17 protein-coding genes are annotated in these 19,455 nt (G+C 65.0%); 13 read left to right on the top strand and 4 right to left on the bottom strand.

The features are described 5' to 3' along the window. Window positions 1-232 precede the first annotated feature (232 nt). The 13 genes from pyrR (at window position 233) to QRN59_RS09565 (ending at window position 15,432) form a co-directional block, all read left to right on the top strand. Window positions 233-814 (top strand): bifunctional pyr operon transcriptional regulator/uracil phosphoribosyltransferase PyrR, encoded by a 582-nt coding sequence (pyrR, locus tag QRN59_RS09505; RefSeq protein WP_284982265.1) that lies wholly within the window; start codon window positions 233-235, stop codon window positions 812-814. Continuing rightward, a complete protein-coding gene (locus tag QRN59_RS09510; protein WP_284982266.1) occupies window positions 811-1,824 on the top strand; it encodes an aspartate carbamoyltransferase catalytic subunit in 1,014 nt (337 codons plus the stop codon). The genes pyrR and QRN59_RS09510 overlap by 4 nt, the downstream gene beginning before the upstream one ends. Then, window positions 1,824-3,182, top strand: a complete 1,359-nt coding sequence (locus QRN59_RS09515) for a dihydroorotase (RefSeq protein WP_284982267.1) — start codon at window positions 1,824-1,826, stop codon at window positions 3,180-3,182. Before QRN59_RS09510 ends, QRN59_RS09515 begins: the two co-directional genes overlap by 1 nt. After that, a complete protein-coding gene (locus QRN59_RS09520) occupies window positions 3,182-3,703 on the top strand; it encodes a PH-like domain-containing protein (protein WP_284982268.1) in 522 nt (173 codons plus the stop codon). Before QRN59_RS09515 ends, QRN59_RS09520 begins: the two co-directional genes overlap by 1 nt. After that, window positions 3,684-4,961 (top strand): glutamine-hydrolyzing carbamoyl-phosphate synthase small subunit, encoded by a 1,278-nt coding sequence (gene carA / locus QRN59_RS09525; protein WP_284982269.1) that lies wholly within the window; start codon window positions 3,684-3,686, stop codon window positions 4,959-4,961. The genes QRN59_RS09520 and carA overlap by 20 nt, the downstream gene beginning before the upstream one ends. Next, window positions 4,961-8,281, top strand: coding sequence for a carbamoyl-phosphate synthase large subunit (gene carB / locus QRN59_RS09530; RefSeq protein WP_284982270.1), 3,321 nt, complete (start codon window positions 4,961-4,963; stop codon window positions 8,279-8,281). The genes carA and carB overlap by 1 nt, the downstream gene beginning before the upstream one ends. After that, complete coding sequence (pyrF, locus tag QRN59_RS09535) at window positions 8,274-9,188, top strand: orotidine-5'-phosphate decarboxylase (RefSeq protein WP_284982271.1); 915 nt, start codon at window positions 8,274-8,276, stop codon at window positions 9,186-9,188. Before carB ends, pyrF begins: the two co-directional genes overlap by 8 nt. A gap of 109 nt (window positions 9,189-9,297) precedes the next feature. After that, the gene (mihF, locus tag QRN59_RS09540) at window positions 9,298-9,624 is read left to right on the top strand and encodes an integration host factor, actinobacterial type (RefSeq protein WP_284982272.1); all 327 of its coding nucleotides are present in this window, start codon (window positions 9,298-9,300) and stop codon (window positions 9,622-9,624) included. Between the two features lie 76 nt (window positions 9,625-9,700). Continuing rightward, on the top strand, window positions 9,701-10,273 hold the full coding sequence (gene gmk / locus QRN59_RS09545; protein WP_284982273.1) for a guanylate kinase: 573 nt from the start codon (window positions 9,701-9,703) through the stop codon (window positions 10,271-10,273). A 39-nt stretch (window positions 10,274-10,312) separates the two neighbouring features. After that, window positions 10,313-10,573: a DNA-directed RNA polymerase subunit omega gene (rpoZ, locus tag QRN59_RS09550; RefSeq protein WP_028267125.1), complete on the top strand. Its 261-nt coding sequence runs from the start codon at window positions 10,313-10,315 to the stop codon at window positions 10,571-10,573. 27 nt (window positions 10,574-10,600) lie between these two features. After that, the gene (coaBC, locus tag QRN59_RS09555) at window positions 10,601-11,848 is read left to right on the top strand and encodes a bifunctional phosphopantothenoylcysteine decarboxylase/phosphopantothenate--cysteine ligase CoaBC (protein WP_284982274.1); all 1,248 of its coding nucleotides are present in this window, start codon (window positions 10,601-10,603) and stop codon (window positions 11,846-11,848) included. Between the two features lie 92 nt (window positions 11,849-11,940). After that, entirely contained in the window at window positions 11,941-13,170 is a 1,230-nt protein-coding gene (gene metK / locus QRN59_RS09560; RefSeq protein WP_284982275.1) for a methionine adenosyltransferase, read from the top strand. Between the two features lie 93 nt (window positions 13,171-13,263). Next, window positions 13,264-15,432, top strand: coding sequence for a primosomal protein N' (locus QRN59_RS09565; protein ID WP_502871043.1), 2,169 nt, complete (start codon window positions 13,264-13,266; stop codon window positions 15,430-15,432). Here the strand turns inward: QRN59_RS09565 and QRN59_RS09570 are convergent. From QRN59_RS09570 to QRN59_RS09585, 4 genes are read right to left on the bottom strand one after another with little or no spacing between them, the layout of a single operon-like run. Further along, the gene (locus tag QRN59_RS09570) at window positions 15,429-16,514 is read right to left on the bottom strand and encodes a glycosyltransferase family 4 protein (protein ID WP_284982276.1); all 1,086 of its coding nucleotides are present in this window, start codon (window positions 16,512-16,514) and stop codon (window positions 15,429-15,431) included. The two genes, QRN59_RS09565 and QRN59_RS09570, sit on opposite strands and share 4 nt — an antisense overlap. After that, entirely contained in the window at window positions 16,511-17,458 is a 948-nt protein-coding gene (locus tag QRN59_RS09575) for an alpha/beta fold hydrolase (protein WP_284982277.1), read from the bottom strand. Before QRN59_RS09575 ends, QRN59_RS09570 begins: the two co-directional genes overlap by 4 nt. Before the next feature lie 10 nt (window positions 17,459-17,468). Beyond that, window positions 17,469-18,350: an aldo/keto reductase gene (locus QRN59_RS09580; RefSeq protein ID WP_284982278.1), complete on the bottom strand. Its 882-nt coding sequence runs from the start codon at window positions 18,348-18,350 to the stop codon at window positions 17,469-17,471. Between the two features lie 54 nt (window positions 18,351-18,404). Continuing rightward, entirely contained in the window at window positions 18,405-19,367 is a 963-nt protein-coding gene (locus tag QRN59_RS09585; RefSeq protein WP_284982279.1) for a sugar-binding transcriptional regulator, read from the bottom strand. Between the last annotated feature and the right edge of the window lie 88 nt (window positions 19,368-19,455).

Genomic DNA, 19,455 nt, shown 5'->3' on the forward strand with positions numbered 1-19,455 from the left:
CTGACTGGCACTTAAGGTCGTTATGAGCCTTCATAACGACATCTGCTGCCAGTCAGTTGGGCTGAACTCAAGAGACCCCGGGGCAGCCGAACATCGCCTGCATGACTGTGAGCTAAAACGCATTGCCCTGGCCCGGAGCGCGCCAGCCGGGCGCCGCCCCTGTGGTAATTTTGAAGAGCAAATGTTCCTTTTTTAATTCCGTCCCGTGAGGCGGGGAAAGGGGAGACGAGCGATGACTGAAGTCACTGCGCCGGTGCCGTCCCGGGTTGTTCTCAACCACGCGGACATCGACCGTGCGCTCACTCGTATCGCCCACGAGATCCTCGAAGCCAACAAGGGTTCCCAGGATCTGGTTCTTTTGGGCATCCCACGCCGCGGTTATCCGCTAGCCGTGCGGCTGGCGGACAAAATCGCCGCCGCGGATCCGTCCGTCAACGCCTCCGCAATTGTCGGCCAGCTGGATGTCACCATGTTCCGTGACGATCTTTCCCATCAGCCCGCAAGGCCTCCTTACCCCACCAGGCTGCCGTTGTCCGGAATCGACAACAAGGTTGTTGTCCTCATCGATGACGTCCTGTACTCGGGCCGCACCATCCGGGCAGCCCTCGATGCGATCATCGACCTCGGCAGGCCGCGCATCGTCCGCCTGGCCGTCCTCGTGGACCGCGGGCACCGCGAGCTGCCGATCCGCGCGGACCACGTCGGCAAGAACCTGCCGACGTCCTCCTCGGAAAAAGTCCGGGTCCACCTTGAAGAATTCGATTCGGTGGACGGCCAGCCGATCAATGAAGTAGTTATCGAGGCAGGCGCATGAAACACCTGCTCTCCACCGAGAACCTGAGTGCCGCGAACGCCATCCGGATCCTGGACACCGCCGAAGAGATGGCGGCGGTAGGGGACCGGGAGGTCAAGAAGCTGCCCGCCCTGCGCGGCCGCACAGTGGTCAACCTCTTCTTCGAAGACTCCACCCGCACGCGCATTTCCTTCGAGGCCGCAGCGAAGCGGCTCTCCGCCGACGTGATCAACTTCGCCGCCAAGGGTTCATCGGTGTCGAAAGGCGAGTCCCTCAAGGACACCGCGCAGACCCTCGCAGCCATGGGGGCCGATGCGGTAGTCATCCGCCACTGGGCTTCCGGGGCGCCGCACCGCCTGGCTGCCACCGATTGGATCGACGCTGCCGTCATCAACGCCGGGGACGGCACCCATGAACACCCCACACAGGCCCTCCTGGACGCGTTCACCATGCGCAGACACTGGTCCAAGTTGCACGGCTCGGCGTCGACGGGCGCCGACCTCACGGGTATGCGCGTCGCTATCGCCGGCGACGTCCTGCACTCACGCGTCGCGCGCTCCAACGTGTGGCTACTGCGCACTCTTGGAGCGGAAGTAACGCTCGTGGCTCCGCCCACATTGCTGCCGATCGGCGTCGAACACTGGCCTTGCAAGGTCAGCTACAACCTCGACGAGACCCTCGAAGCCGGAGTGGATGCCATGATGATGCTGCGCGTCCAGGGTGAGCGTATGAACGCTTCCTTCTTCCCCTCCACCCGCGAGTATTCCCGGCGCTGGGGCTTCGACGATGCCCGCCTCCGCGCCCTCGACGAACTCGGGCTCAAGGACACCATCATCATGCACCCGGGCCCCATGAACCGCGGGCTGGAAATTTCTTCCGCCGCCGCCGATTCGCCGCGCTCCACTGTCCTGGCCCAGGTCCGGAACGGCGTGTCGGTCCGGATGGCCGCGCTGTACCTGCTGCTCTCGGGGGATTCCCGTGAAGCCGCCCCCACGCCGGGCTCCGCCCGTTCCGATAAGGAGAGCAACTGATGACCGAGACCGCAACAGGCACAGCAAGCGGTGTCTACTTGATCCGCGGCGCGGCCATCCTGGGTGGCGACGCCGAGGACCTGCTGATCCGCGACGGGGTCATCGCTGAGCGCGGCGCCGGCCTTTCCGCCGAAGGTGCCACCGTGATCGAGGCCGCCGGCCTCGTGGCACTTCCCGGCATGGTCGACATCCACACCCACTTGCGTGAACCCGGCCGCGAAGACGCGGAAACCGTGGAAACGGGTACCCGCGCCGCAGCCCTTGGCGGCTACACCGCGGTCCACGCCATGGCCAACAGCAACCCCGTGGCGGACACGGCCGGCGTCGTCGAGCAAGTCCACAGCCTGGGCCGCGCCGCCGGATGGGTGGATGTGCGTCCGGTGGGTGCCGTCACGGTCGGGCTCGCCGGCGAGCAGCTCGCCGAACTCGGCGCCATGGCCGACTCGCGCGCCCAGGTCAGGGTCTTCTCCGATGACGGTATCTGCGTCCACGATCCCGTGCTGATGCGCCGCGCCCTCGAGTACGTCAAAGCGTTCGACGGCGTCGTTGCCCAGCACGCCCAGGAACCCCGCCTCACCGCGGGAGCCCAGATGAACGAGGGCGCCGTTTCCGCGGTTCTCGGCCTGGCCGGTTGGCCCGCGGTCGCCGAGGAGAGCATCATCGCCAGGGACGTCCTCCTGGCCCAGCATGTCGGCTCGCGCCTCCACGTCTGCCATGTATCCACCGCCGGATCGGTGGAGATCGTCCGCTGGGCCAAGGAACGGGGGATCAACGTCACCGCCGAGGTCACCCCCCACCACTTGTTGCTCACCGACGAACTGGTCCGCAGCTACGACCCCGTCTACAAAGTCAACCCTCCCTTGCGTACCGACGCGGATGTCCAGGCGCTCCGTGCCGGGCTCGCAGACGGCACCATCGACGTCGTCGGCACGGACCACGCCCCGCATCCGAGCGAGCACAAGGAGTGCGAGTGGGCCCAGGCCGCGATGGGCATGACGGGGCTGGAGACTGCCTTGTCGGTAGTCCAGGAAACGATGATCGAAACCGGGCTCATGACGTGGGCCGACTTCGCCCGCGTCACATCCACAGTGCCCGCGGCCATTGGCCGCGTGGCAGACCAGGGACGTCCGCTCGACGCCGGCGAGCCTGCCAACGTGATCCTCGTGGACCCGGCTGCCCGGTGGACGGTGGATCCGCATAAGATGGCGACCATGGGCCGGAACTCACCCTTTGCGGGCAAAGAGCTGCCGGGCGCAGTCGTCGCCACCTTCTTCAAGGGCCACCCGACCGTACTGGACGGCAAGCTCAACACGCCGTACCGCTACGCAGCGGATCCTGCCGGCGCCGGCAGCAACTGATGGACAACAAACTTGCTTCCCTGCTCCTCGTTGTGGTCCTCGCCGCGTTCGCGGCCGGACTCATTGCGATAGGTTGGCGCGGCAGGCTCAAGCGCCAGGCAGGCCTCGGGCAGCTTCCGGGAGTGCCTGAAAAGCTCAGCCCGGCGGGCATCGTGGCTGAAGGCCAGTACGTGGCCACGACGACGGCGGGAGACTGGCTTGACCGGGTCGCCGTCCACGGGCTTGGCTTCCGCGGGAACGCGGAAATGAGCGTCCATCCGGAAGGCGTCCTCTTCGACCGGAAGGGGACTGCGCCATTGTTCGTTCCGGCGGAAGCCGTGACCGACTGCGGCAGCGCCAACGGCATGGCAGGCAAGTTCGTAGAGAAGGATGGACTCGTGGTCTTGAGCTGGATGCTCGGAGAACATGAACTCGATACCGGATTCAGGACCAGGCGCGCCGCCGACAAGCAACCGCTCCTCGAAGCACTTCAAGAATTGATCTCTGCAGCCCCCCAGGCAGATGCCGATAGTGGAAAGTAACAAAGTGACGGATAGCAATGCAGTAGCAGGCAATACCAACCCAGCAGAGTCCTCCGCGGCCGTGCTGGTCCTCGAAGACGGCCGCACGTTCCGTGGCCGCAGCTACGGCGCCACAGGCGTGGCCCTGGGCGAGGCGGTCTTCGCCACCGGCATGACCGGCTACCAGGAAACCATCACGGACCCCTCCTACGCCCGACAGCTGGTGGTCCAGACGGCTCCGCACATCGGGAACACCGGTGTGAACAAGGAAGACGCTGAGTCCCGCCGCATCTGGGTGGCCGGCTACGTGGTCCGCGACGCCGCCCGCCGCCCCTCGAACTGGCGCTCGGAGCGCAGCCTTGACGCTGAGCTCGTTGAACAGGGTATCGTCGGCATCCAGGCCGTGGACACCCGCGCCATCACCCGGCACCTGCGCGAACACAAGACCATGCGCGCAGGAATCTTCTCCGGCGAGGCAGCCAAGGCCACGGACAAGGAGCTCCTGGACACCGTCCTGGCCAGCGCTCCCATGGAAGGCGCCCGCTTGGCCGAGGAAGTGAGCATCGAAGAGGCCTACGTCGTCGAACCCGCGGACCACGGCTGGGAGGGCGAGCCGAAATTCAGCATCGCCGCGATCGACCTTGGCATCAAGGCCATGACCCCGGTCCGCTTTGCCGAACGCGGCGTACGCGTCCACGTCCTGCCGGCAACCGCAACGCTGGAAGACGTCAAGGCAGTCAATCCTGACGGCTTCTTCATGTCCAACGGCCCAGGCGACCCCGCCACGGCGGACGCGCAGGTGAAGCTGCTCCGCTCCGTGCTCGATGAGAAGATGCCGTACTTCGGGATCTGCTTCGGCAACCAGATCCTCGGCCGGGCCCTCGGCTTCGGTACCTACAAGCTCAAGTACGGCCACCGCGGGATCAACCAGCCGGTGATGGACCGCCGCACGGGCAAAGTCGAGATCACCTCGCAGAACCACGGCTTCGCCGTCGACGCTCCCATGGACGGCGCCACCATGGCTCCCGAAGAGCGCTTTGGCCGCGTGGAGGTCAGCCACGTGAGCCTCAACGACGACGTCGTCGAAGGACTCGCCTGCCTCGACATCCCGGCCTTCTCGGTCCAGTACCACCCCGAAGCCGCGGCCGGACCGCACGACGCCGCCTACCTCTTCGACCGCTTCATCGACCTGATGGAGAGCACGAAGAACGGCCAGGACTCCGCACAGGCCGCCGACACTCAGACATCGAACTCCGCGAAGAACGAGGACACCAAGTAATGCCAAAGCGTACAGATCTCAAGAGCGTCCTCGTTATCGGATCCGGCCCGATCGTCATCGGCCAGGCAGCCGAATTCGACTACTCCGGAACCCAGGCCCTGCGGGTGCTCAAAGAGGAGGGCCTGCGCGTCATCCTCGTGAACTCCAACCCGGCCACGATCATGACGGACCCCGAGTTCGCCGACGCCACCTACGTCGAGCCCATCACTCCCGAGGTGGTCGAAAAGATCATCGCCAAGGAGCGCCCGGACGCCGTCCTGCCCACCCTGGGTGGACAGACGGCCCTCAACACGGCCATCGCCCTCGACAAGAACGGCGTGCTCGAGAAGTACAACGTCGAACTCATCGGTGCCAACATTGCCGCGATCGAACTCGGTGAGGACCGCGAAAAGTTCAAGGGCGTCGTGGAACGCTGCGGCGCCGAGTCGGCCCGCAGCCACATCATCCACACCATGGATGAAGCACTGACCGCAGCGGAAGACCTCGGCTACCCGATGGTTGTCCGTCCGTCCTTCACCATGGGCGGCCTGGGCTCGGGCCTGGCGTACAACGAGGACGACCTGCGCCGCATCGTGGGCCAGGGCCTGCAGTACAGCCCCACCTCCGAGGTCCTGCTGGAAGAGAGCATCCTCGGCTGGAAAGAGTACGAGCTGGAGATGATGCGTGACAAGAACGACAACGTCGTTGTTGTCTGTTCCATCGAGAACTTCGATCCGGTAGGCGTCCACACGGGCGACTCCATCACCGTTGCCCCGGCCCTGACCCTGACTGACCGCGAATACCAGCGGCTGCGCGATATCTCCATCGCCGTCATCCGCGAAGTCGGCGTCGACACCGGTGGCTGCAACATCCAGTTCGCCATCGAACCGGACACCGGACGCGTCGTCGTCATCGAAATGAACCCGCGTGTTTCGCGTTCCTCGGCGCTGGCGTCCAAGGCCACCGGCTTCGCGATCGCCAAGATCGCCACCAAGCTCTCCCTGGGCTACACCCTGGACGAAATCCCCAACGACATCACGCAGAAGACGCCGGCTTCGTTCGAGCCGACGCTCGACTACGTCGTCGTCAAGGTTCCGCGCTTCGCGTTTGAGAAGTTCCCGGCCGCGGACAACACGCTGACCACCACCATGAAGTCCGTCGGTGAAGCCATGGCCATGGGCCGCAACTTCACGGAGGCCTTGCAGAAGGCCCTTCGCTCCCTTGAACAGAAGGGTTCGCAGCTGGACTTCAGCCACGTGCCCGAATGGGAAGTTCCGGAGCTCATCGAGAAGTCCAAGCGTCCGACGACGGACCGCCTCCACCAGGTCCAGCGCGCCTTGCTCGGCGGTGCTTCGGTTGAGGACCTCTACGCCGCGACCAAGATCGATCCGTGGTTCCTGGACCAGCTGCAGCTGCTCAACGAGATCTCCCACGAGATCCGCAAGGCCGGCGCGCTGACGGAAGACATGCTTCGCAACGCCAAGCGCCACGGCTTCTCGGACGAGCAGATCGGCGCCTTGACCCACAACCCGGAGGCAGTTGTCCGCGGCGTCCGCCAGGCCCTGGGCATCCGTCCGGTCTACAAGACGGTGGACACCTGTGCCGCCGAATTCGCCGCGTACACCCCGTACCACTACTCCTCATATGACGAAGAGGACGAGGTCGGCCTGCACGCCAAGCCGTCCGTCATCATCCTGGGTTCGGGCCCCAACCGCATCGGCCAGGGCATCGAGTTCGACTACTCGTGCGTCCACGCCTCCATGGCGTTGCGCAAGGCCGGCTACGAAACCGTCATGGTCAACTGCAACCCGGAAACCGTCTCCACGGACTACGACGTCTCCACCCGCCTGTACTTCGAACCGTTGACCCTCGAGGACGTCCTCGAAGTCATCGCGGCAGAGGAGCGCACGGGCGGCGTCATGGGCGTGTTCGTGCAGCTCGGCGGCCAGACCCCGCTCAAGCTCGCACAGCAGTTGGCGGACGCCGGTGTGCCGATCCTGGGCACCTCCCCGGAAGCGATCGACCTTGCCGAGCACCGCGGCATGTTCTCCCGCGTGCTTGACCAGGCCGGCCTGATCGCCCCGAAAAACGGCACTGCCGTGTCCTTCGAGGACGCCAAGAAGATCGCCGACGAAATCGGCTACCCAGTACTCGTCCGCCCGTCCTACGTGCTTGGCGGCCGCGGCATGGAAATCGTCTACGACGAAGCCAACCTCTCGCGCTACATCGCCAACGCCACGGAAATCACCCCGGACCACCCGGTGCTGATCGACCGCTTCCTCGAGGACGCCGTCGAAATCGACGTCGACGCGCTCTTCGATGGCACGGACATGTACCTCGGCGGCATCATGGAGCACATCGAGGAAGCCGGCATCCACTCCGGTGACTCCGCATGCGTCCTGCCTCCTATCACCCTTGGCAGCAACGTGATCGAACGAGTCCGCACGGCCACCCGGGCCATCGCTGAAGGCGTAGGCGTCCGTGGCCTCATCAACATCCAGTTCGCGCTGGCGTCCGACGTGCTCTACGTGCTCGAGGCCAACCCGCGCGCTTCCCGCACGGTTCCGTTCGTCTCCAAGGCAACGGGCGTGCAAATGGCCAAGGCTGCGGCCCTGATCGGTACGGGCGTCACCATCAACCAGCTGCGCAGCGCCTACAAGATGCTGCCGGAGACGGGCGACGGTTCAACCCTGCCGCTCGACGCGCCTGTCGCGGTGAAGGAAGCCGTGCTGCCGTTCAGCCGCTTCCGGACCCCGGAAGGCAAGGTAGTGGACTCGTTGCTCGGCCCGGAGATGCGCTCCACCGGTGAGGTCATGGGCATCGACAAGCACTTCGACACTGCTTTCGCCAAGAGCCAGGCCGCGGCCAACAACGCGCTGCCCACCGAAGGCAAGATCTTCGTTTCTGTCGCCAACCGCGACAAGCGCTCGGTGATCATGGGCGTCAAGCGCCTGTCCGACCTCGGCTTCGAGATTGTCTCCACGGGCGGTACCGCAGATGTCCTGCGCCGCAACGGCATCCAGGCCACCCCGGTCCGCAAGGTCGCAGAAGGCAGCAGCGCAGAAGGCGAAGGAACCATCGCGGACCTCATCATCGCCGGTGAGATCGACATGGTCTTCAACACGCCTTCCGGCGGCGAAGCCCGCAGCGACGGCTACGAACTCCGCGCGGCCGCTACGTCCATCGGCATCCCCTGCATCACTACCGTTGCGGAGTTCAACGCCGCCGTGCAGGCCATCGAGGCACTGCGCACCTACGAGTGGTCGGTGACGAGCCTGCAGGAGCACGCCGCGGCGCTGTCAGCTTCCAAGGCCGCGGCAGCCGAGGCCGTCAATGCCTGAGTCTGCCGCAGCCGGGCAGCGGGCTGTTCTTAGCTCGGGGCCCCGACAGCCGTTCGGTTCCCGCCTGGCTGCCGCGATGGCCGCCCGCGGCCCCTTGTGCGTCGGCATCGACCCGCACCCGGGGCTCTTGGCGGACTGGGGATTGAACGACGACGTCGCCGGCCTGGAGCGCTTTTCCCTCACCGTCCTGGAGGCCGTGGCGACGCTCGCTGCCGCGGTAAAGCCGCAGGTGGCCCTCTATGAGCGTCACGGCTCAGCAGGCATGGCGGTCTTGGAGCGGACCCTTGCGGCCGCATCCGATGCCGGAGTTTTGAGCATCGCCGACGCCAAACGCGGAGACATCGGCTCCACAATGGCTGCCTATGCCGACGCCTGGCTGCGGGATGGCTCCGCCTTGGCAGCAGACTCGGTCACGCTGAGCCCGTACCTCGGCTTCGAGTCGCTGCGCCCGGCGCTCGACTTGGCGGCCGAGTCCGGCCGCGGTGTTTTCGTGCTCGCCCTGACGTCCAACCCCGAGGGCAAGTCCGTGCAGCATGTTGGCGGTTCGGAATCGGTGGCTCGGCGGATTGCCGAGGCCGCGGCCGCGGAAAACCGCCGCTATTCCGGCACTCCGGGTTCGGGAGGCATGGGGCTTGCGGGGCTGGGCTCGGTTGGACTCGTGGTGGGCGCCACGATCGGGGGCGCCCTCGTGGAACTTGGGCTGGACCTCGATGCCGTTCATGGGCCCATCCTGGCGCCCGGCCTGGGCGCGCAAGGAGCCACTCCGGCGGATCTGCGTGCCACTTTCGGCGCGGCATACCCTGCGGTCCTGGCGACGTCGAGCCGGGGAATCCTCGCGGCCGGTCCGACGGTTGCCGGACTGCGTTCCGCCACCGAGGCAACCCGCGACGGCTTGCTGGAAGGCTGAGCCTGATCTTGGTGGGTCCAATGCATTGCGCTCCGCACTGACCACGCGATAGCTTCGGGATCAGTCCAATCCGCTACGCACTCGATGCCGGCCAAAGGGGGATGTGTCAGTGACCTTAAAGGCTCTGTCGCCAGAGGAACGTTCCGATGCCTTGGAAAAGGCAGCGAGAGCCCGGGCAAGACGGGCTCTCGCGAAGGAACAGCTCAGGTCGGGCGAACTCAGCATTGCCCGGCTGATCAAGTCGGCGCAGACTGACGAGGCCATCGCCCGCATGCGTGTTTCCGAGATGATCGAGGCTGTCCCGGGCATTGGCCCGGTCCGGGCAGCGGCCATCATGGTGGAGATCGGGATCGCCCCTTCACGCAGGCTCAGGGGCTTGGGAATTCACCAGTCCCGGTCGCTGATAGATTTTATGGAAGACAAATACAGCGTTTAAACGACGACAGCGTTTATGAAGAAATGCCGCGTTTAAGAAGAAATGCAGCGTATATAGAATCTCCACGAAGGACGATGTGAGCAAGAATCCGGGACTGACCGTCCTCGCAGGCCCCACTGCCGTTGGCAAGGGAACAGTATCCACGTATATCCGGGACAATTACCCCGAGGTCTGGCTGTCAGTTTCAGCCACCACCCGTGCTCCGCGGCCGGGGGAGAAGGACGGTGTCCACTACTACTTCAAGTCCGCCGAAGAATTCGACGCACTTGTTGAGGACGGCCAGTTGCTTGAGTGGGCCGTCGTCCACGGAAAGAACCGCTATGGCACGCTGCGCAGCACCGTGGACGCTGCCATCGCCGAAGGCAGGTCCGTGCTGTTGGAGATCGATTTGCAGGGCGCCCGCCAAGTCAAGGCGGCAGTTCCGGATGCCAACTTCGTGTTCCTCGCTCCGCCTAGCTGGGACGAAATGGTCCGCCGCCTGGTGGGGCGCGGCACCGAAACTCCGGAGGAACAGCAGCGACGGCTGGAAACCGCTAAACTGGAACTTGCCGCTGAACCGGAGTTTGACCACACCGTCATCAATGACGACGTACGCCGGGCAGCGGACGAGCTTGTTTCACTCATGGGGCTTACCCCGCACCAGCGCTAAGCGCTAGCACTTGTCAGCCCGTTAGAATTTGGAGAATTCGTGTCCACGAACCTTGAAGGCATCATCAACCCGCCGATCGACGAGCTGCTTGCTGCTGCCGATTCAAAGTACGGCCTGGTGATTTTCGGCGCCAAGCGCGCGCGCCAGATCAACGCGTACTACGCGCAGCTGCACGAGGGCCTCTTCGAGTACGTTGGCCCGCTGGTCGACACGAAGCTCAACGAGAAGTCGCTTTCCATCGCCCTGCGCGAGATCAACGAAGGCCTGCTGGTTTCCACTCCCATCGAGCCCGCAGAGTAAAACAGACTGCCTGTTGACGGAGGTCACGTGCGCATAGTCCTCGGAGTCGGGGGAGGGATCGCAGCCTACAAAGTTGCATCCCTCCTCCGGCTTTTTACTGAGGCCGGACACAACGTCACGGTCATTCCCACGGAGGCGGCCACCCGGTTTGTCGGCGTGGCTACGTGGGAGGCCCTCTCGGGCAATCCGGTAAGCAACAGCGTCTTTGACGACGTTGAGAAGGTCAATCATGTCCGTCTCGGTCATGAGGCGGATCTCATCGTGGTCGCCCCGGCGACGGCCGACCTGCTGGCCAAGGCAGCAACCGGCCAAGCAGGGGATCTGCTGACCAATACACTCCTCATGGCCCACGGTCCCGTGCTTTTCGCTCCCGCGATGCACACCGAAATGTGGCACAACCAAGCCACCCAGGCGAATGTGGAAACACTGCGCAGCCGGGGCATTACCGTCCTGGAACCCGCAGTGGGCAGGCTGACAGGCGCGGACTCCGGGCCAGGCAGACTGCCCGAGCCGGAAGCGATCTTCGCAGCCGCCATGGCTTTGGTCGATGCCTCAGCGCCCTCAACCCGGCTCCCTGGCCCGAAACCCCTGGCCGGGCGGACCATCACGATTTCCGCCGGCGGCACCCGGGAAGCCCTGGATCCGGTCCGGTTCCTCGGGAACAGGTCCTCCGGCAAGCAGGGTGTTGCGCTGGCCGCCGCGGCCCTTGACGCAGGCGCCCATGTCAGGTTCCTCGCTGCGCACATGGACGTCCAGGCACCCGCGGGCGTCGAATTGATCCAGGTTGAATCGGCATTGGAGCTCCGCGACGCCGCGCTGGAAGCCGCCGTCGGCTCCGACGTCGTGATCATGGCCGCGGCCGTGGCGGATTTCCGCCCCGCCGAGGTTTCAGGCACGAAAATCAAGAAGGTCAACGGCAACGACGCCCCCGTAGTGCGCCTTGTGCAAAACCCTGACATCCTGCATGAGCTGGTGGTGCGCCGCGACTCTGCGGCATCCACCCAGTTGATCGTCGGCTTTGCAGCCGAAACCGGAGACGAGGACGGCAACGTCCTGGAGCACGCCACCGCCAAGCTCAAACGCAAAGGCTGCGACCTTTTGGTGGTCAACCAGGTCGGCGTCGGGCGCGTGTTCGGCCAGGACCAGAATTCTGTGATCATTCTCTCCGGCCATGGCGCGGCGCCGCAGTCGGCGGCAGGTTCCAAATCCGACGTCGCCGCCGCCGTCATTGACCGTATCAGCACGGAACTGAGCCGAGTGCACCCGGCCACCTAGGCGCCGGGTGAGGCTCGTTCCTTAGCTGGTCCATCCTTAGCATAGGGACATACGGCGGAAGCCGGTCGCCCCCAACCGAGTAAGGTAGTCGAGTGACTTTACCGCTGCACCATGAATCCCACGGCATCCCGTCCAAGCTCCGGCTCTTCACCTCAGAGTCGGTTACGGAAGGGCACCCGGACAAGATCTGCGACCAGATCAGCGACGCCATCCTTGACGCGCTCCTGGCGGCAGACCCCGAGTCGCGCGTGGCTGTTGAGACCATGGCCACCACCGGATTGGTGCACGTGGCCGGTGAAGTCACCACGGATGCGTATGTTGAAATCCCGCAGATCGTCCGCGAGACCATCCTCGGAATCGGCTACGACTCGTCCGCCAACGGCTTCGACGGCGCCCGTTGCGGCGTGTCTGTTTCCATCGGACAGCAGTCCAACGACATCGCCGGCGGCGTCTTTAACTCGCTCGAAGCCCGCGAAGGCCGCCAGGAGGACGACTACGACCTCCAGGGCGCCGGCGACCAGGGCATCATGTTCGGCTATGCGAGCGACGAGACCCCCTCCTACATGCCGACGCCCATTTGGCTCGCCCACCGGCTCTCCGAGCGTCTCACCGAAGTCCGCAAGAGCGGCGAGCTGGCCTACTTGCGCCCTGATGGCAAGACCCAGGTGACGGTCGGGTACGACCGCGACCGTCCGGTTTCCGTTGAAACGGTGGTCATTTCCAGCCAGCACGCCGAAGGGACCCACCTCGATCGCTTGCGCGCCGATCTCGCCTCGCATGTGATCGACCCCGTCCTGGCTGTGTCCAACCTGGATATCTCCCACGTCGCGAATATCCTGAACCCTGCCGGTGCCTTCGTCATCGGCGGCCCCGTCGGCGACGCCGGGCTGACAGGCCGCAAGATCATCGTTGACACCTACGGCGGCATGGCCCGCCACGGCGGCGGCGCCTTCTCCGGCAAGGATCCGTCGAAGGTGGACCGTTCGGCGGCCTACGCGATGCGCTGGGTAGCGAAGAACGTCGTAGCAGCAGGCTTGGCCAAGCGGGCCGAAATCCAGATCGCCTATGCAATCGGCCAGGCGCGTCCGGTAGGCACGTACGTCGAAACCTTCGGTACCGAGACTGTTGACCCGGCCAAGATCAGCGAAGCGATTGCGGAGATCTTCGACCTCCGTCCGCGCGCCATCATCGACGCCCTCGACCTCAAGCGCCCCATCTACGCAAAGACCGCTGCGCATGGCCACTTCGGCCGCGAAGAGCCGGATTTCACGTGGGAACGATTGGACCGCGTGGACGAACTGAAGGAATTCTTCAACGCCTGACCGGGCTGCGCCAGGGCTTCGACTGCCGGGGGCGTGATTGTCGGTGGTGTGTGTTTGGCTTGACCCAAGAGCCGAACCAGGGAGGTGGCAAGCATGAGCGATGGTTCATTGCTTCCGTTTGCCATGGCGTCGCCGTCGGCGTCCCATCAGCCGTCCTTGTTGCAGGGCTTCCCTTCGCGCGGGAGCGACGCCGCCGGGCCACCCATGGCGGCCAGCGATCCGGTGGCCCGGGTCTTGATCGAATCATCCTTGCCGCATCTCGACAGGTCTTTCGACTACAGCGTCCCGGCCGAGTTCGACGGGACCGCTCTCCCAGGCGTCCGGGTCAAAGTCCGCTTCAGCGGCCAGGAACTCAACGGCTACGTTCTGGAGCGCATGGAATCGTCGGAAGCCGGGCATGCCCTGACTCCGCTTCTCAAGGTGGTCTCAGCCGTCCCGGTGCTGACTCCGGGGTTGCTGGAGCTTGCCTCCAGCGTCGCTGCCCGCTACGCCGGGACGCTCAGCGATGTCCTCCGTACCGCCATTCCGCCCCGTGTCGCGCGCCTGGAGAAGCAGTTCCTGTCCGGCGATTCCCTCCTGGACGAACCGGAAGGGCTGGACGAGCCGGACACGCTGGACGGGCACGGCGGGGCTGCCCGGGGCTCCGCGTCCACGGGCACCGCTTCGCGGGCCCAAGCGGCGTGGTCTTCCTACACCAACGGGGCGCCGTACTTGCAACACCTGGCCGGAGGTGGCTCACCCCGTGCCGTCTTGACTGCGACACAGGGTTTTGGATCCGCCGGCTGGCCCGGGCTTGTGGCGTCTGCGGTGGCGGCAGTCCGCTCCTCAGGGCGGGGCGCCGTCGTCGTCGTTCCCGACTATCGTGATCTCGACCGCATGGAAGCGGCCCTGCGCGCTGTGCTGCCGTCAGGCGACGTCGCGCGGTTGACGGCCGACGACGGCCCAACCCCGCGGTACCGAAGCTACCTCCGGCTCCTCAGCGGCGCCGCAAAGGTGGCCGTCGGCACTCGCTCCGCAGCTTACGCTCCCGTGCAGGACCTGGGGCTGGTGGTGTGCTGGGACGACGGCGACGACCTCCACATTGACCAGCGTGCTCCCTACGCCCACACCCGGGAAGTCCTGCTTTTGCGTTCGGAACAGGAATCGGCGGCATGCCTCATGGCTGCGCATAGCCGCAGCACCGAGCTTCAGCGGCTTGTCGAGGGCGGCTGGGCGGTGCCCGTGGAAGCACCCCGGCCGGTGGTCCGCGCCAGCACGCCGCGGGTGCTCAATACGGCTGACAGCTTCGAGCAGGAACGCGACCCGCTGGCAAGGATTGCACGATTGCCCGGCGCCGCTTGGCGGGCGGCCAAAGAGGGGCTGGAACGCGGACCTGTCCTGGTGCAGGTGGCCCGGGCCGGCTACGCCCCATCCCTTGTCTGCGAGGATTGCCGCGAAACCGCCAGGTGCAACAACTGCCAGGGGCCCCTCGCAATCCCAGGCCAATCGGCTGTGCCGCAGTGCCGTTGGTGCTCCACTCCCGCCCCGGAATGGCGTTGCCGTCATTGCGGCGGAGGCCGACTTCGCAGGGGGGCCGCTGGAGTGCTGCGGACCGCGGAAGAACTAGGCAGGGCTTTTCCAGGCAAAGCCGTCGTGACGTCTTCCGGGGACCAGGTCAAGGCCACGGTATCCGATGCCCGCGCACTGGTGGTGGCAACCGTGGGTGCTGAGCCGGTCGCAAGCGGCGGCTACGCGGCGGCGCTGCTCCTGGACGGCAATTCGCTCCTGCGGAGGGAAAACCTGCGTGCCGGTGAGGACACCGTACGGCGATGGTTCAACGCGGCAGCCCTCGTGCGGCCCGCGAATGAAGGCGGGCTCGTTGTCATCACTGCCGACGACACCACCGCGACGGGCGCGTTATTGCGCTGGGACCCCGCGGGACATGCCTCCCGCGAGCTGGCACTCCGGCAGGAACTCCAGTTACCGCCCGCAGTCCGGATCGCCTCAGTGACAGGCAAGCGCGCCGACGTCGTGCACTTCACCGAAAGCCTGGCCGAAACTATCCAGCTGCGCACCGCGGGCCCCGCGCCGGTCTCCCTCACGCTGTCTGCGCAGCGTGCGGGAGAACAGGAACGCGATCCGGACGTCCGGACACTGATCTTCATTCCCTACGCACAAGCAATTGCTGCCACCCGTTCCATGCGGGCCGTCAAAGCAGCCAGCGCGGCGAAGCGCACCTCGGGACCAGTGCAACTGCGGCTCGACGGCGTCGACGTCCTCTAGCGCCGCTTGCGGCTCCGCATCGCAACGATCTCTTCGGCCACGGCCAGCAGTTGGCGGGCCGATTCGTCCCAATTGAAATCAGCTGCGCGTTCCACAGAGCGGCGTGAGCGCGCCTGCCACAATTCCGCATCTTCAAGGGCTTTGACTGCCGCGGCGAATTCGCCCGGCGATTCGGCGTGCACATAGCTCGCGGCGTCCCCGCCGACCTCACGGAAGATGGGAGTGTCACTGGCGATCACGGGAGTGCCAAGTGCCATCGCCTCGACCAGGGGCAGGCCATAGCCTTCCGCTTTGGACAGGCTGACGAGGGCGGTGGCCCGGAGCAGGAGGGAATCGTATTCGGCATCCGTGACGCCGTTGTGGAACTCGACCCGTGCTCCCGGCGGGACCAAAGGCTCCAGCTCGGCGCGGCGCTGGGGGGTGATCCTGCTGAGCAGATGCAGCGTGAATCCGGGCAATTCGGCCATTCCCTGGATCATGGTTTCCACATTTTTGTAGGGCATGAACGAGCCCATGTAGAGCAGGGATCTCTCGGCGCCGGCTGCGGGATCTCGCGGCGTCTGGCCCGGCTGTGGCGCGTTGCCCACGATCCGGACCGGACGGCGGGTCAACTTGAACTTCGCCATGAGCGACTCGGTGGTGTGGCTGATGGTGGCAACGATGTCGGCCCGGTTGAGAAGCAATCGCTGCGGCCAGTAGGCCTTGTGGTAGAGCCGCCAGAGCAACCGGACCGGTGCGGGAAGGAAGCCCGGAGGGGCCGGGTGCTCATAGTAGATGAGGTCGTGCAGGGTCAGGACCAGTCCGTACTTGCGGCCCCAGGTGCCCATCGTCTGCATCGGGCAAACCACAACGTCGGCCCCGAGCTTATTGACTTCGCGAGCCACGAACAGTTCGCAGGGGGACAGCGGGCTGCTGATGTGAACGTAGGGGACATCCGGGAGGAGCGCCAACTGACGCTTGTCGCTAATGAGCATCGTGACATCCGCGATCTTGGACGTCGCCGCAATGAGGCTCGATCCGTAGCGGCTGATCCCGTCATGATGGTCCGTGCGGGTGAAGCGGGCATCTATGACGATTTTCACGCGGGGTGTTCCTCCAGGAAGCTGCGGATGGCGGCGGCGGCCGGCGCCGGTGTCTCGTAGTGGATCAAATGCCCGACGTCGGGAATCACTTCCAGCGCGCCGTCCGGCAACATCTCCAACAGCTTGTGCTGGTCCCGGAGCAGGGCGATCTCGTCTTTCTCGCCGGCCACCAACAACACCGGAAGGTCCAATTGCGCGGCGACCTCGGCCACATGGCTGGACACCGAAGCCCGGAACGACTCGAGGAGGCTCGCGCGGTCGGCGAACGCGGAGAAGTACGCATCGTGCTGGCCATGGACAAAGGCCCGGAGTTCCCTGTCCCGGGTCTTGGCCATCGCTGCGCTCATGACGCGGACAATGAGGCGGCTGCGCAAGACGGCGAGTCCCAGCCTGCGCGGGAGCTTGGCCGAGACCTGGTAATACAGCACTGCCAGCTTGGTCATGAGCCCTTTGGGGCCCTCAAGCGCGGGAGCGGCGATGGGATTGACCAGGATCAGCGGACGGATGGCTCCCGGGTTCGCGGCGGCGAAGTGGCTGGCGACAATGGATCCGAAGGAGTGCCCCAAGAGAACCGTGTCAGGTCCGAGGCCCAGGGCCGCCATGAAACCGGTGATGAACTTCCCATAGCGTTCCACGGTGTGGGGGTCTCCGGCGAAAGGCTCCGAGCTGCCAAAACCGGGAAGGTCAGGCATGATGACCCGCATTTCCGGCAGATGGTCCACGACGCGGAGCAGGCCGTGGTGGTCGCCGCGGAAACCGTGGATGACCAGTATGGTCCGGGTATCCGCGGTCACCGTGACTGGCTCGTAGCACCAATATGCGACGTTACTGCCGTCGAGGTCGATGTCTGAGGCACTCGTCCGGGCGGCCAAGGCCTTGCTGAAGAACTCCCGTGGGGAGGCTGGTGCGGGTTCGGGGGAGTGGTTGGTGTCCACTTGTTCCATTCGGCAGGTCCTAGTTGACGTTGTCCGGGTGTGACCCGGTGCGGTGGTGGCGTTCGAGGGCGGCCAAGCCGTCCATGTCGTCGGCATCCAGCTCAAAGCCGAAGACATTGAAGTTCTCCTGGATGCGTGCCGCGCTGCTCGCTTTCGGGATGACGATATTTCCCAGCTGGAGGTGCCAGCGGATGATGATTTGCGCAGGTGTCTTTCCATATTTGTCCGCGAGCGCCCGGACTGCCGGATCCTGAAGGACCTGGCCGCGGCCCAAAGGGCTCCACGCCTCGGTGCGGATGCGCAACTGCTCGTGGAGGGTCCGGAGCCGGGCCTGCTGCAACCATGGGTGCAGTTCAATCTGGTTCACCGCCGGAACCACTTCGGCTTTTTGCATGAGTGCTTCGAGATGGGCTGGCTGGAAGTTGGAGACTCCGATCGCGCGCACCCGGCCTTCGCGGTACAGGGTTTCCATTGCCCGGTAGCTTTCCTGGAACAATCCACGCCCTGCGCAAGGCCAGTGGATCAGGTACAGGTCGACGTAGTCGAGGCCGAGATTGGCCATGGATGCATCGAAGGCGCGGAGGGTGGAGTCGTAGCCTTGGTCGTCGTTCCAGAGCTTGGTGGTGACAAAGACGTCTTCGCGGGAGAGACCGTGAGTGCCCTCCCCGGAGCCTCCCGTGTTGCTGTCCACGCCGGGCGGGGGTATGACCGCACTGCCGATGCCGCGGCCGACCCCGGTCTCATTGCCATACATGGCGGCTGTATCGAAATGCCTGTAGCCGGCACCGAGCGCAGTGGCGACCAAAGACGTGGCATCCGCCGGTGCCACCTTGTAAAGCCCGAACCCCAACTGGTCAATCAAGACACCGTTGTTCAGACTGAGCCTAGGCGAGGGTTTCATAGCCAAGACTCTACCTACCTCGATGCCGGGAATGTTTCAGGGACCTCCAATTATTCAGGAAGGGCTGCCGAAACTGACCAGGCGCTTCGCCGTGGCCTCGTCCAGGATCAGGTCCGTTGCCAGCTTCGCTTCAAGTGCTCCGCGAAGTCCGTTGATCTTGGATGCACCCGACACGACGCAGATGCGGCGACGGACCTGCCTGAGTTGCTCGTGGCTTGGGCCGGTCGACCGCTCGTTGAGGGTGATCCCGTCGGAAGAGCCGTCGGCGCGGAAGAAGACGGTGGCAACATCGCCCACGACGTCCGAGCTGGCCAGCAGGTTCAAGTCCGTTTCATCGAGGTAGCCGCCTGCGTACACGTGGCTGGGGTAGTCCGAATGCACCGAGCCGACACCGAAGATGGCGATGCTCATCCTGGCTTGGAGGTCGAGCACGCGCTGGACGCTGCGCTCATTCCACATAGCGGTCTTCGTCGAGGCATGGTCGAAGAATGCGGGCACCGGGAACTGTTCCACCCGTGCACCGTAGGCGATGCCGAAACGGCGCATGATGTCGCTCGCGTAGGTGATGCCGGTGGTCTGCATGTTCCCCGCGCCGTTGAGCTGCACGATAGTGCTGCCGTGCGTGATCTTGCGCGTCAGGTGCCTGCTGACCGCGCTGATGGTCGCACCCCAGGCCACTCCGATGATGGCATTGGAATCGACCAGGGGACCTATGGTCCGTGCGGCCTGCGTCGCCACCCGGTCAAGGGTTTCCGCCTCGTTCAAGGTGTCCAGGACGGGCACCACATGGACATCGACGCCGTAGTGGTTGCGGATCATACGCTCCAGTTCGGGAGCGGAATCCAGTGGACTGCGGATCTGGATCTGGACCAATCCCGACTCGCGGGCCGAGGACAGCAAACGGGAGACCGTTGAACGCGAGGTCCGAAGTTCGCGGGCAATGGCGTCCATCGTGAGGTCCTGGAGGTAGTACATCTGTGCTGCCCGGAGGGCTTCTGAATGTCGTGATCGCGGCATCTCAATTCCATTCTGCACGTTTGTGCAAGTAGCTTGATTTCATTTTCCATTCCTTCGAAGAATAGTTGTGCAAGGTGCGACGTCAAGT

The sequence above is a fragment of the Arthrobacter sp. efr-133-TYG-118 genome, from assembly GCF_030209755.1.
GTDB lineage: Bacteria > Actinomycetota > Actinomycetes > Actinomycetales > Micrococcaceae > Arthrobacter.

What these genes read in the sequence shown, in the direction of transcription:
- pyrR (WP_284982265.1), top strand. Translation starts at nt 233, where the DNA reads ATGACTGAAGTCACTGCGCCGGTGCCGTCCCGGGTTGTTCTCAACCAC.
- QRN59_RS09510 (WP_284982266.1), top strand. Translation starts at nt 811, where the DNA reads ATGAAACACCTGCTCTCCACCGAGAACCTGAGTGCCGCGAACGCCATC.
- QRN59_RS09515 (WP_284982267.1), top strand. Translation starts at nt 1,824, where the DNA reads ATGACCGAGACCGCAACAGGCACAGCAAGCGGTGTCTACTTGATCCGC.
- QRN59_RS09520 (WP_284982268.1), top strand. Translation starts at nt 3,182, where the DNA reads ATGGACAACAAACTTGCTTCCCTGCTCCTCGTTGTGGTCCTCGCCGCG.
- carA (WP_284982269.1), top strand. Translation starts at nt 3,684, where the DNA reads ATGCCGATAGTGGAAAGTAACAAAGTGACGGATAGCAATGCAGTAGCA.
- carB (WP_284982270.1), top strand. Translation starts at nt 4,961, where the DNA reads ATGCCAAAGCGTACAGATCTCAAGAGCGTCCTCGTTATCGGATCCGGC.
- pyrF (WP_284982271.1), top strand. Translation starts at nt 8,274, where the DNA reads ATGCCTGAGTCTGCCGCAGCCGGGCAGCGGGCTGTTCTTAGCTCGGGG.
- QRN59_RS09565 (WP_502871043.1), top strand. Translation starts at nt 13,264, where the DNA reads ATGAGCGATGGTTCATTGCTTCCGTTTGCCATGGCGTCGCCGTCGGCG.
- QRN59_RS09575 (WP_284982277.1), bottom strand. Translation starts at nt 17,458, where the DNA reads ATGGAACAAGTGGACACCAACCACTCCCCCGAACCCGCACCAGCCTCC.
- QRN59_RS09580 (WP_284982278.1), bottom strand. Translation starts at nt 18,350, where the DNA reads ATGAAACCCTCGCCTAGGCTCAGTCTGAACAACGGTGTCTTGATTGAC.
- QRN59_RS09585 (WP_284982279.1), bottom strand. Translation starts at nt 19,367, where the DNA reads ATGCCGCGATCACGACATTCAGAAGCCCTCCGGGCAGCACAGATGTAC.